Raw genomic sequence first — 12,857 nt, forward strand, 5'->3', positions numbered from 1 at the left:
ACCCTTGGGAATCCACCTTTGTAAGGACGTCGCGCTTCATGACCACCCGCCTCGCCCTCGCGCTCGCCGCGACCCTCGGACTCGCCATGCCCGCCTACAGCCAGGCCGCCACGCCGGCCACCCAGGCCGCCCAGGCCCCCCAGGCCGCCAACCCCTTCTTCGCGGAAAGCCCGCTGCCGCTGCACTACCCGCAGTTCGACAAGATCAAGGACAGCGACTTCGCTCCCGCCTTCGACGCCGGCATGGCCGAGCAGTTGAAGGAAATGGATGCCATCGCCAACAACCCGGCCGCGCCCACGTTCGAGAACACCATCATCGCGATGGAAAAGAGCGGACAGGTGCTGGACCGCGCCACCACGGTGTTCTTCAACCTCGTGGGCACCGACACCAATGACGCGCGCAACAAGTTGCGTGCCGACTATTCCGCCAGGTTCGCCGCCCACGGCGATGCCATCAGCCTGAACCCGAAGCTGTTCGCGCGCATCAAGGCGCTGTTCGACAAGCGCAACGAACTGGGGCTGGATGCGGAAGGCGTTCGCCTCATCGAGCGTTACCACACCAGCTTCGTGCGGTCGGGCGCCAATCTCAACGACGCCGACAAGGCGACGCTCAAGAAGATGAACGGCGAACTGGCCTCGCTGGGCACCACCTTCAGCGACAACGTGCTGAAGGAAGTGAACGCGTCGGCGGTCGTGGTCGACGACGTGAAGCAGCTCGACGGCCTGACCGAAGGCCAGATCGCCACCGCAGCCGACGTGGCCAAGAAGCGCGGCCTGGAAGGCAAGTACGTGCTGACCCTGCTCAATACCACCGGCCAGCCGCCGGAGTCGCAGCTGACCAATCGGGCCCTGCGCCAGCGCCTGCACGAAGCTTCGGTCGCGCGCGGCAGCCGCGGCGGCGAATTCGACACCACCGCGCTGGTCTCGCGCATCATGAAGCTGCGCGCCGACCGCGCGAAGCTGTTGGGCTACCCGAACCACGCCGCTTACGGCCTGGAAGACCAGACCGCACGCACGCCCGAAGCCGTCAACGCGATGCTGGGCAAGCTGGCGCCGGCCGCGGTGGCCAACGCCAAGCGCGAAGCCGCCGACCTGCAGGCGATGATCGACCAGGAGCAGAAGGCCAAGGGCGAACCGACGTTCAAGCTCGAGCCGTGGGACTGGGCGTTCTACACCGAGAAGGTGCGCGCCGCGAAGTACAACTTCGACGAATCGCAGCTCAAGCCGTACTTCGAGATGAAGAACGTGCTGGAGAACGGCGTGTTCTTCGCCGCCACCCAGCTGTACGGCCTGACGTTCAAGGAACGCACCGACCTGCCGAAGTACCACGCCGACACGTGGACCTACGACGTGTTCAACGCCGACGGGTCGCAGCTGGCGATCTTCATCTTCGACCCGTATGCGCGCGACTCCAAGCGCGGCGGCGCATGGATGAACTCGTACGTGTCGCAGTCCGGCCTGACCGGCGACCAGCCGGTGGTCGCCAACCACCTGAACGTGCCCAAGCCACCGGCCGGCGAACCCACGCTTATGACGTGGGATGAAGTGACCACCACGTTCCACGAGTTCGGCCATGCGCTGCACGGCATGTTCTCCGACGTGAAGTACCCGTACTTCAGCGGCACCAGCGTGCCGCGCGATTTCGTCGAGTACCCGTCGCAGGTCAACGAGATGTGGGCCGACTGGCCGTCGATCCTGGCGAACTACGCCAAGCACCACAAGACCGGCGAAGCGATGCCGCAGGCGCTGCTGGACAAAGTGATCGCAGCGTCCAAATTCAACCAGGGCTTCGCGACGACCGAGTATCTGGGCGCCGCGATGCTCGACCAGCGCTGGCACCAGATCACCGCCGACCAGGTACCGGATGCGGCTGGCGTGATGAAGTTCGAAGCCGATGCGTTGGCCGCGGACGGCATCAACTACAAGCCGGTGCCGCCGCGCTACAAGACGCCCTACTTCAGCCACATCATGGGCGGCTACTCGGCCGGCTACTACGCCTACATCTGGTCGGAAGTGCTGGACGCCAACAGCGTGGAATGGTTCAAGAACAACGGCGGCCTGAAGCGCGAGAACGGCGACCACTTCCGCAAGACCCTGCTGTCGCAGGGCGGCAGCCAGGATGCGATGAAGCTGTTCCGCGACTTCGCCGGCCACGATCCGAAGATCGAGCCGCTGCTGGAGAAGCGTGGCCTGACCGCGCCGTCCAGCGCACCGGCGGGCAAGCCCGTCAAGTAAGCACTCGACGCATCCCGACGCGTTCCATCACGCCACCTTCGGGTGGCGTGATGCTTTCAGGGCCGGGAACGTCCATCGCCGGTCGCGGGGTTCTCCACAGCGGGTGTGGATGACGCGTGCACGAAACTGTGGATAACCGCGCGACGGCCTTGCACGACGGGCCTGTCAAGATGGATGGCGAAATTTTCGCCATGCTCCGGCACGCGTGACGGCGGGCGATGTCGCAATCCCCCGAACTCTCTAGGAGCGGGCCATGCCCGCGATGCTCGTGAACCGGATTCATGATAAGCATCGCGGGCATGGCCCGCTCCTACAACGAGGGCATGCGCTGCGTCACGCGTGTCCGAACGCTTTCGCCAGCTTGCTATAGGCCTTGCGCTGCTCGTCCGTCTCCGCACGCGGCGCGGTGACTTCCAGCTCGACGATCTGGTCCCCGGGCGGCGTGCCGGGCAGGCCGCGGCCGCGCAGGCGCAGTTTGCGGCCCGTGTCCGAATCCTGCGGAATCTTCAGTTCGACCTCGCCCCCCAGCGTCGGCACGCTGACGGTCGCGCCCAGTGCCGCCTGCCAAGGCGTCAACGCCAGCACGTGGATGATGTTGCGGCCGTCCACGTCGAACTGCGGATGCGGTGCGTATTCGACTTCCAGCAACAGGTTGCCGCCCTGGCTGCCCTGCCCGCCCAGCCGGATCACCTGGCCCGGCTTGACGCCCTTGGGTACCTTCACGTCCAACTGCTTGTTGTTGACGTTCACGCGCACGCTGCCGCCGTCATGGACCGCCTGCAGCGGCACGGCCAGCTTGGCGCGCGAATCGCGCGACGGCTGCGGCCCACGCGGCGCACCCTGTTCGGCGCGGGCACGGCGGCCGAACAGGCCTTCGAAGAAATCGCTGAACCCCCCGCTTCCGCCGCCGGCACCGCCGAAGATCTCCTCGTAGTCGAACTCCTGCGATCCCGCCCCACCACGCCCGAAGTCCGGTGGCGGACGGAACTCTTCGCCGGGCCGGTAGCCGCGCGCCCGCAACTGGTCGTAGGCCGCGCGCTTCTGCGGGTCGCGCAACGCCTCGTAGGCCTCGTTGACGGCCTTGAACTGGTCCTCGGCGCCAGGCTCCTTGCTGACGTCCGGATGGTACTTGCGGGCGAGGCGGCGGTACGCGGTCTTGATCTCCGCGTCGCCGGCGCTGGGTTCCACGCCGAGTACCGCGTAATAGTCCTTGAACTGCATGGAATCTCCGCAGACGGATGCCGCGCGACCGCACGGCATCGGAAAAAGAACGGCCCGCGACGCGGGCGCCACGGGCCGATTCTATCGCTACGCCCGTGGCCCTGCCGGCGTGCGGCAGGCACCCGGCGGATCACTGCACCTGGATGCGGCGCGGCGTGGTCTCCGGCTTCTTCGGAATGTCGATCTGCAGCACCCCGTGCCGGCCGGTGGCGGTAATGCCGTCGGGGTTGGCGCTGTCCGGCAGCGAAAACCGGCGGTAGAAGGTGCCGTGCACGCGCTCCATGCGCGAATAGCGGGTTCCCTCGTCCTTCTTCTCGGACGCGCGTTCGCCGCGCAGGGTCAGGATGCCCTTGTCCATGTGGATCTCGATGTCCTGCGGATCCACGCCCGGAATGTCGGCCAGGATCACGAACCGGTCGGCATCCTCGCGGATGTCCACGCGCGGCGCCCACTGGCTCGTCACGACGTTGGACTGGTCGGCGTCAGCTTCGCCCAGGAAGCGGTCGAAGACCTGCTTGATTTCGTCCTGCAGGCCGCGGGCGTTGCCCCAGGGGTTGTACTGCACGATGCTCATGTCGATGTCTCCTCGAAAAGGGCGCCATCACGGCGGCGCCGATGCCGGGGAAATAGGCGCGCGCCCGCTGCTTTCAAGCCCGTGACGATCCGACCACGCGGGCACGCTACACTGGATTCAGTTTCCGTCCAGACAAGGCAATCCCATGAGCATCCAGGTAGGCCAGCGCATCCCCGAAGTCACCCTCAAGCGCATCCGCGAAGGCGTCGAGACGGTCGATACCGCCGCGCTGTTCGAAGGCCGCAAGGCTGTGTTGTTCGCCGTGCCGGGCGCGTTCACGCCGACCTGTTCGGAGAAGCACCTGCCGAGTTACGTGCAGCACTTCGACGACTTCCGCAGCCGCGGCATCGAGGTGTTCTGCGTATCCGTCAACGACCCCTTCGTCATGCAGGCATGGGGCAAGACCCAGCACGTGCCGGACGGGCTGCAGATGCTGGCGGACGGCAACGCCGACTTGGCCAAGGCCCTCGGCCTCGAGATGGATGCCAGCGCCTACGGGATGGGCATCCGCGCCAAGCGTTTCGCGCTGTACGCCGAGGACGGGGTGGTGAAGAACGTGTTCGTCGAGGCACCGGGCGAATACAAGGTCTCCGGCGCCGAGCATGTGCTGGAACAGATCGGCTGACGCATGGGTCGCCGTGGCGCCTCGGACGCTGCCTTGAGGGGATTGATCGCGGCACAGGTCAGCGTGCCGCGTCTGCAGATGAGCCTGCTGGTGCTGCTGACGGCTGCCAGCGGGTTCCTTGCATCCGTCGTGTTTTCCGCGGTCGGCATGGATGCGCTGTGGCTGCGTTATCCGGTCTGCGTGCTGGTCGCGTACGGCGTATTTTTGGCGCTCATCTGGTCGTGGCGTCGTCACCGTGAATGGGACCTCGGCAACCTTCCCTCCGGCGACGGCGCATCACCGTCGCCATCCGGCGGGAAGCACGAGTGGCAGGGTGGAGGTGGCCATTCCGGCGGCGGGGGCGCCAGCGCATCGTTCGACGCACCGGCCTCGCCACCCTCGCTGGCTTCCATTGATACCGTCCCGACGTCCGTAGAACTTCCCTCCCTCGACAACAGCCTTGATGCCGACGAGGCGCTGCCTGTCGTCGTGGTGATGGTGGTGCTGGGAGGCGCCCTGCTTGCGATAGGCTGGGTGATCTGGATTGCACCGGTGTTGATGGCCGAGCTTGCACTGGATGCCGTGCTGTCGGCTGGCCTCTACCGTCGCCTGAAACACCCGGGCACCGACGATCACTGGCTCTCCACCACGCTGCGGCATACCGGAAAGCCCTTCGCAGCGGCGATGCTGTCCCTCCTCGTTGCAGGCGCCGTGATGAATCTGCTGGTACCGAATGCCGCCTCACTCGGTGAATTCATCGCGCATTACCGCTGAGATCACTGCAACACGTTGAACCGCACCCTCGCCCACGCACCGCTGTCGGCCAGCGCGGTGAGCTGGTGCTGGCCAGGTTCGCCGAAGTCCTGCTGGAATGCCTGCGCGCCGTGCGTTTCGGCCATCCAGCGGCCGTCGAGCAGCCACTGCACACGGGTATCGGTACCGAGCGCGCGCAGTTGCAGGCGCACGCCATGCGGGCTGCCTGGCGCACGCGCAAGGGTGGCGAGGTCGTTGAGCCCGTCGATGCGCAGTTCCTCGCCCGCGTCGCGGCCGTCGGGCTGGCAGTCGGGCGACAGCCTCGGCAGGCGCGCGGCGTCGCGCTCGCGTGCCGGCAGCCACGGCGATGCCAGCGCGGGCCAGCGCGCGATTTCCGAGGGCCTCGCCTCATGCGAGCGGGCGCACTCGCCGGACAGCCGCAAGCCAGTGTGCGCGTCCACCTCGAACCGTTCGCGTCCGGCGTTCCAAAGCCGCGCGTCGCGCTCGGGAAAGGTGGGCGGCACGTTGCCGCCCAGTGTCCATGCATCGCGCTTGCGGTGGCACAGGGGCGTCGACTCCGCGTCCGCCAGCGTTCCCAAGGGCCAGCAGATCGCCTGTTCGACCACGCCGGCCGGCGGCGGCGTCGGCCCGGCATCCCCCGGCGCACGCGGCAGGCTGTCGATCACTTCGAACATCAATGGCAGGGCCGTCACCGCGCCGTACTGGCCGGGTAGCGGGGTGCCGTCGGGTCGACCCACCCACACACCGACGGTATAGCGGCGCGTGCTTCCCAATGCCCATGCGTCGCGGAAGCCGTAGCTGGTGCCTGTCTTCCACGCCACGCGCGGCCTGTTGCCGGTATCGAGCATCCCGCTGCCGTACCCCGGGCGCGGATGCGCCTCCAGCACTTCGCGGATGATCCATGCCGCCCCGGGCGACAGCAGGCGTCGATCGGAGACGGGATCCTCGTCCGTGTAACGCACGCGGCCGGACAGCCCGCCCCGGTTCAGTCCGGCGTACGCGCCCACCAGGTCTTCCAGACGCGCCCCCGTACCACCGAGGATCAGCGACAGGTTGGGCTGCGCACCGCGCGGATAGCGCAGCACCAGACCGTTGTTCGCCAGCCTCGCGGAGAAGCGCGCCGGACCCACGCGATCCAGCAGGTCCACCGCCGGCACGTTGAGCGACAGGCGCAGCGCGTCGGCCGCGCTGACGGGGCCGTTGAAGGCGGCGTCGAAGTTGCCGGGCCGATATCCGCCGAAGGACTGCGGCGCATCGACCAGCAGGCTCTCGGAATGGATCAGCCCATCGTCCAGCGCCAGCCCGTACAGGAACGGCTTGAGGGTGGAACCGGGAGAGCGCCAGGCCTGCACCATATCCACGTGTCCCAGCCGTTCGCGATCGCCGAAGGCGACCGATCCCACGTACGCACGGGCCTGCATCGTCGCGTTGTCGACCACCAGCAAGGCGGCCGACGTGCGCGCCGGCAAGGTGGAGAAGTAGCTGTGGACGCGTTCTTCCAGGGTCCGTTGCAGGCTGGCGTCGAGCGTGGAGACGATGCGCGATGCGCGCGGTTGCTGCCGACGCAGGCGCTCGGCCAGCAACGCAGCGCTCAACGGGGCCTGCAGGCTGCGGGCGACGACGGGCTCGATGCGGGCATCGTCGACATCGGCCTTCGACCAGACGCCGAGATCGACCATCCGCTGCAGCACTTTGTCGCGCGCGATGCGCGCGGCGTCGGGATGGCGGTCCGGGCGCAAGCGGCTCGGCGACTGGGGGAGCACGGCGAGCAGCGCGGCTTCGGCATGCGACAGGCGCGCGGCCGGCTTGCCGAGGTAAGCCCAGCTGGCCGCGTCCACGCCCTCGATGGTGCCACCGAACGGCGCACGCTCCAGATAGAGCGTGAGGATCTCGCGCTTGGAGAGATGGGCTTCCAGCTGCACGGCGCGCAGCATTTGCTTGGCCTTGCCCCAGGGTGTGCGCGAGTGCCGGTCAAGCATGCGCGCCACCTGCATGGTCAGCGTCGATCCACCGGACACGACGCGCCCATGGCGGACGAACTGCCCGGCGGCGCGCACCAGCGCCCACGGGTTAACGCCGGGATGCCGCCAGAACCAGCGGTCTTCGTAGTTCAGCAGGGCCTGCAGGTAGAGCGGCGATACCTTCTCGGGCGTCGCGGGATAGCGCCAGACACCCTCGCGGTCGGCGAAGGCACGCAGTGGTGTGCCGTCACGCGCGACGACCAGGGTGCTGGTGTCGCGGGTCTTCGGGAGCGGCGGCGGGAATGCGAGGTCGAGAAGCAGCAGTCCCACGAGCCCGGCGACAGTCGCCCAGCGCAGACAGCTCAAGAGCCTGGGAAAACGCCGCTTTCGCATGGAGGCTCGTAGCGCCGTGTATGACCGTGGGAGCGACGTCAGTCGCGAAGAGGCTCCTTCGGTCATCTGTCGCGACTTACATCGCTCCCACGGCGAACAGGTGTGCGGACCCTTCTCCCCGCATGTGTGGAGAAGAAATGCCTCACGGCTGCACCACCGTGATCGTCGCCGGCGAAGCCCTGCCGACACCGCGGATATCCGGACGGTACATGTCTTCCACCAGCGACGGGGGGACGGTGTACGTGCCCGGCGTCACCGCGCGGACCAGGTAGAAGAGCTTGGCGGTATCGCGGCGCTCCAGCTTCAGCGCCGCCACGTAGCGGTCATCCCGGAACTCCTCGTGCTTGACGTCGGCGGCGCTGCCGCGATCGCTGATCGCGATGCCGTCCACGACCACCTCGGCCCATTGCTTGGCGTCGCCCAGGTTGAAGTTTTCGATCTCCAGGCCTGCCGGCAACAGGTCGGTGAACAGTGCATCCGGCATGGCGACGTTGGCGGTGATGCCGACGCGCACGATCAGCGCTTCGCCTTCCTTCAGTGACCCGCCCTTCCACTCCTGCCCGTCCGTCGTGTAATAACGGCGCTCGATGCCGATCTGGCGATCATCGGGTGCCGGCGCATTGCGCGGAATGCCTGCCACGTCCAGCGAGGCGTACAGCGGCGGCGAGCCTTCCGGGGCGAAACGCACGCCACGTGCCAGCGTCGCGTAGTCGACGCTGCGGCCGAACAGCCGTACAGGCGCGATCGCCTCGGCGTCCCCGCCGATGCTCCACTGGCCGGAGACCAGCTTCTTCTGGTCCACCATCAGCGCCTTGCCCAACCTTGCCAGCGCCACCTGCTCTTGCGTGCTCAGCCACATCCAGCCACTGTTGCGGCGCGCATCCAGTTCACGGCCCAGCGAGATCGCCCGGCGGTCGTACTCCGGCTTGGCGAGCTTGCGCTCATGCACCAGCGCGATCATCAACGCATCGTCGCGCAGCTTCGTGCCGTAGTCGCCCAAGTACTCCGGCCGGTCGCCGGTCTTGGCGAAGCCTTCGGCGATCGCCTTCGCGCCACGCGCCTTGTCGCCCTGCAACGTCAACGCGATGCCCAGGTGCACCAGCGGCAGGCCGGTGAGCGTCTTGCCGCGCTCGTTGTCGTACAGCGCGCGCAGCGTGCCCAGCGGTGCGCGGTTGACGCGTGCGAGCACATAGCCGGCATAGGCCTGGTTGGCGAACTTGAGATGGTCGCGCCGGTCGTAACCGTAGAACTGCGCGCCACCGGCCAGCAGGTCTTCGCTGAGGCGGGTGAGCGCCTTCTGCAGCACGGTGTCCGGCACGGCGAATCCACCCTCGCGCGCGTCCAGCAGGAACTCGGCGATGTACGGCGTCAGGCCCGGATTGACATAGTCGTCGTCGCCCCACATGGAGAAATGGCCGTTCGCCACCTGCATCGATGCCAGCCGACCGAACGCGCCCTCCATGCGCTCGCGGCGCTTCTTCGCCTCCAGTCCACCGATGCCCAGCAGCTTGGCGGTGGCGTCGTCCAGTTCCAGCGCCGCATAGCCCTTGCTGGTGGTCTGCTCCGCGCAACCGTACGGATACTCCAACGCGCCCTTCAACGCACTGGCGAACGGAATCGGTGGCAGCGCGGAGACGGTCATGCGCGCGGTCACCGAGCCGGGCATCAGCCCGTCGGCGAAGCCCGCGCCCATGTCCACCGGCACCAGGCTGTCCAGCACCTGCGTGCGCGAACGCAGCACCGCCGGCCAGCCCGCCCGCACCGGCACGTCGTAGCGGCGGTCGACCTTGAAGCCGTTGCCTTCGACGCGCACGCGTACCTGCGCGGTGGTATAGCCCTCGCCCGCCGTGATCGGGAACGTCAGCGTGCGTTTGGCGTCGACGGACAGATCCGCGCTCTTGCTGCCTTCACCAATGTTGAGCGGACCTTCGCCGTTCACCAGCACCTTGAACGCGCCGGCCTTGCCGGTGAAGTTCTGCACGTCCAGCGTCACCGTGCTCCTGTCGCCAGGCGCCAGCACCCGCGGCAGGCTGGCTTCGGCGACGATGGGCGCGCGCACGACCGTCTCGCGGTCGCGGTTGCCGTAGCGCGTGTCCGAATAGACCAGCGCCGACACGCGCAGTGTGCCGTTGAAATCGGGCACCTTCAGCGCCACGCGTGCATTGCCCTTGCCGTCCAGCTTCACCGGCCCGGAGAACAGGTCCACTGTCTGCACGCGCGCGGTCGGCCGCTTGGCCTGGGGCAACGCCGACAGCGCCATGTCGCCGCCGAAGCGCATCTTCGCGCTGCCGCCTTCGAAGCTCTCGATCACGCGTCCGTAGATGTCGTACGCATCCACCCCCAGCCGGCGCTGCGCGAAGAACTGCGCGTTGGCGTCCGGCACGGGGAAGCGGGTGATGTTGAGGATGCCCACGTCCACCGCAGAGACGGTGACATGGGCGGTCTGGCCTGCGAGTTCCGGCACGCTGACGGTGACCGGCAGGTTCTGCTCGGGACGCATCTGCTTGGGCACGGACAGGCCCACCGCCACGCGGCGGTCGCGGCGATCCATCGGCACATGCGCCACGCCGACCGCACGCGCCGGCGTGATCTTGCTGGGCGCCGAGCCGCCACGGAACACCAGCGCGGTGACGTAGACATCGTGGCGTTCCCATTCCTTGGTCACGGGAATCGAGAACGTGCTGCCCGGCTTGGCGTCGATCGCCTGCACGTACAGCATGCGGTCGCTCTCAACCATCAGCAGGCCCTTGCCGGCGTGCGGCGGCGTGACGGTGACCTTCAAGGTGTCGCCGGCCTTGTAGCCGGTCTTGTCCAGCGCCAGCTTGACCTTGTCGGGGCGCGCATCGAGGCCGCGGTTCTGGTCGTCCCAGCTCCAGCCGGCACGGAACGGGTAACGCGTGGTCAGGCCGGTCGCCGGGTCGAACACATCCAGCCGGTACTCGCCCCACTCCACCGGGAAATCGATCTTCGACGCTCCCGTGCCAACGTCCAGCGCGCGCGTGTCCTTGTTCTCGAAGCGACGGGTGAAGTCGTAGTCCCAGCCGCCGTCTTCGTCGTAGTTCCAGTGGTAGTCGCGCAGCTCGCGCACCAGCGTCGCCTTCAGGCCCCTGCCGGGTCGCGGCTTGCCGGCCGGATCCACGCGCACCAGTTCGAAGCCCGCGTTGCCGTTCGCGTCCGCGCCGTCCTTGTCGTCGAACAGCGGGCGGATGCCGACCAGTGCGTCGGCGGGCCACAACACGCGCTTGAGCGTGCGGTTCACCGTGCGTCCGCCGGTCTCGTACACGCTGCCGGACACCAGCGCGGCGATGGTGCTGCGCGGCTTGGCTTCCGTCGGCAGCGCGATGTCTTCCTGCAGCACGCCGCTGTCGGGCAGCGCGGTGTCGATGACATCCTTCGCTTCCTTGGGCAGCTCCATCGTGGGGTCGCCGAAGAAGTAGCCCGGCAATTGTTCCAGCGGGTGCTGCTCCACGGACACGGCCAGTTTGGCGGTGAAGCGGTTGCCGCCGGCCGGCGCGCCATACAGGTAGGCCGCTGTCGCCTTGAGCTTCAGCGGCTGGCCCGGCTTCAGCACCGGCGCCGCGTCCAGGTCCAGCTTCATGCGCTCGGGCAGGAACTCCTCGATGCGCAGCGTCATGCCCTGCACCGCCTCCTTGCTGGCCGGGTCGGTGCGGAACTCCACCTGCCAGCGACCCGTCGGCGCTTCCACCGGGATCGCCTGCTCGAAGCTGAAATAGCCCTGCGCACCCGGTTGCAGGCGGGTTTCGCGGAAGACCTTGCCGTCGGGCTGCTTGAGGCGCAGGAACACGGGCTGTCCGCCCCCCTGCTTGGGTGCCGGCACGGGCTTGCCGTCGTTGTCGCGCAGCAGCGCGGAGATGCGCACAGTCTCGCCGGGACGGTACAGATCGCGTCCCGACCACGCGAACACGTCGAACCAGGCCTGCTCGCGACCGGCGACGGCGAACTCGGACAGATCGAGCGCCGGCTGGTTGAACGGCAGCATCGATACGTCCTTGCCGCGCGTTGCCACCAGCACGTGGCCGGCGTCAAGCGTGTAGTTCAGCAGCGCATTGCCGTTGCCGTCGGTCTCGCCGGCCAGGATCGCTTCGCCGCGCGCGTCCAGCACTTTCAGTTCCACGCTGCCGGTCGCCGAGCCGTCCTGCAGCGAGGCGGTATGGACGAACAGCTTGTCCTTGTACGCGCGCGTGTGGAGGCCGATGTCGCTGACGGTGAAGAATGCGGTCTCGAATTCGCCGGCGAACTTGCCGGTACGCTTCATCACCGCGAAATAGAGGCCGGGATCCTGAAGCTCGCGGATATCCTGGATCGGCAGGTAGGTCAGCACGCGCTCGTTCGGCTTGCCACCCAGTACGAAGCGGTTGAGGTACACGGGTTCGGCCAGCTTGCCCAACGGCGTGCTGTCGCCGTACTCGCTGTCCAGGTCCCAGCTGCCGCGGCGGCCGCCGCGCTGGTATTCGGCGAAGAACTTCGGCAGCTGCTTTTCGGTGACGCGCAGGAATTCCACGTCCACTTCCGGCACGTTGATCGACACTACGGGCAGTCCGCGGCTCTCGCGCGCCGGCAGCACGCTGCCCTGCGACGCAAAGCCGACCGCCGGGTCGAGTTCGCCGGTATGCACCTTGCGGGTGTCGTCCTTGCCCAGGCGCGTGCCGTCGGCAGCGGACATGCCAGCCTTCAGCGTGACCTCGTAATCCTTCGCCGCTTCGACCGACGGGAAGCGCAGGATCATGCCCTTGTCGTCGAGCACCCAGCTGCCCTTCACCACCGCGCCATTGGCCTCCTTGACCACCAGCAGCGTGTCGAAGTCCTGGGAACTGACCAGGGGTCGGCTGAACTCGAGCGCGATGGCGAGGTCGCCATCGTGCTGGTCCGGATAGACCCCCACGAGCGCGAAGCCCTCGACTTTCGCGGCCTGCGCCTTGATCGGCTCGCCACTGGCTTCGGGCAGCTGCCCGGATTCGTTGCGCTTGCAGCCGGCGAGCGACGCCGCTGCGATCAGGCCAATAAAAAACGCGCGCATCCAGCGGCTGCGCGCGCTACGGGTGTTGCGAATTGCCGATCCCATGTGCCATTCCCTG

The 12,857-nt window shown here is 67.6% G+C and carries 7 protein-coding genes; 3 read left to right on the forward strand and 4 right to left on the reverse strand.

The genetic code is table 11. The features are described from left to right. Positions 1-38: 38 nt before the first annotated feature. Positions 39-2,234, forward strand: coding sequence for a M3 family metallopeptidase (locus tag ACSQ19_RS18585; RefSeq protein ID WP_435999069.1), 2,196 nt, complete (start codon positions 39-41; stop codon positions 2,232-2,234). A 333-nt stretch (positions 2,235-2,567) separates the two neighbouring features. Here ACSQ19_RS18585 and ACSQ19_RS18590 read toward each other — a convergent pair whose 3' ends face one another. Then, positions 2,568-3,455: a DnaJ C-terminal domain-containing protein gene (locus ACSQ19_RS18590; RefSeq protein ID WP_435999071.1), complete on the reverse strand. Its 888-nt coding sequence runs from the start codon at positions 3,453-3,455 to the stop codon at positions 2,568-2,570. Between the two features lie 130 nt (positions 3,456-3,585). Beyond that, complete coding sequence (locus ACSQ19_RS18595; protein WP_435999073.1) at positions 3,586-4,029, reverse strand: Hsp20/alpha crystallin family protein; 444 nt, start codon at positions 4,027-4,029, stop codon at positions 3,586-3,588. Positions 4,030-4,174: 145 nt separating this feature from the next. Here ACSQ19_RS18595 and ACSQ19_RS18600 point away from each other — a divergent pair, with 145 nt between their 5' ends. Then, positions 4,175-4,654 carry a peroxiredoxin gene (locus tag ACSQ19_RS18600; RefSeq protein ID WP_296281236.1) on the forward strand — a complete coding sequence of 160 codons (480 nt, stop codon included), beginning with the start codon at positions 4,175-4,177 and terminating at the stop codon, positions 4,652-4,654. 78 nt (positions 4,655-4,732) lie between these two features. Continuing rightward, the gene (locus tag ACSQ19_RS18605; protein ID WP_296281238.1) at positions 4,733-5,407 is read left to right on the forward strand and encodes a hypothetical protein; all 675 of its coding nucleotides are present in this window, start codon (positions 4,733-4,735) and stop codon (positions 5,405-5,407) included. Between the two features lie 2 nt (positions 5,408-5,409). On the opposite strand, the gene pbpC is transcribed toward ACSQ19_RS18605, so the two are convergent. Together pbpC and ACSQ19_RS18615 are read right to left on the reverse strand one after the other, a co-directional pair. After that, positions 5,410-7,761, reverse strand: coding sequence for a penicillin-binding protein 1C (gene pbpC, locus ACSQ19_RS18610; RefSeq protein ID WP_435999076.1), 2,352 nt, complete (start codon positions 7,759-7,761; stop codon positions 5,410-5,412). 142 nt (positions 7,762-7,903) lie between these two features. Then, a complete protein-coding gene (locus tag ACSQ19_RS18615) occupies positions 7,904-12,799 on the reverse strand; it encodes an alpha-2-macroglobulin family protein (protein WP_436001038.1) in 4,896 nt (1,631 codons plus the stop codon). Positions 12,800-12,857 lie beyond the last annotated feature (58 nt).

The sequence above is a fragment of the Pseudoxanthomonas sp. LjRoot127 genome (assembly GCF_964253495.1).
Lineage (GTDB): Bacteria > Pseudomonadota > Gammaproteobacteria > Xanthomonadales > Xanthomonadaceae > Pseudoxanthomonas_A.

Bases quoted from the DNA above. Each gene is read 5' to 3' on its own strand.
- ACSQ19_RS18615 (WP_436001038.1), bottom strand. From the start codon at position 12,799: ATGCGCGCGTTTTTTATTGGCCTGATCGCAGCGGCGTCGCTCGCCGGC.
- ACSQ19_RS18585 (WP_435999069.1), top strand. From the start codon at position 39: ATGACCACCCGCCTCGCCCTCGCGCTCGCCGCGACCCTCGGACTCGCC.
- ACSQ19_RS18595 (WP_435999073.1), bottom strand. From the start codon at position 4,029: ATGAGCATCGTGCAGTACAACCCCTGGGGCAACGCCCGCGGCCTGCAG.
- ACSQ19_RS18605 (WP_296281238.1), top strand. From the start codon at position 4,733: ATGAGCCTGCTGGTGCTGCTGACGGCTGCCAGCGGGTTCCTTGCATCC.
- ACSQ19_RS18590 (WP_435999071.1), bottom strand. From the start codon at position 3,455: ATGCAGTTCAAGGACTATTACGCGGTACTCGGCGTGGAACCCAGCGCC.
- pbpC (WP_435999076.1), bottom strand. From the start codon at position 7,761: ATGCGAAAGCGGCGTTTTCCCAGGCTCTTGAGCTGTCTGCGCTGGGCG.
- ACSQ19_RS18600 (WP_296281236.1), top strand. From the start codon at position 4,175: ATGAGCATCCAGGTAGGCCAGCGCATCCCCGAAGTCACCCTCAAGCGC.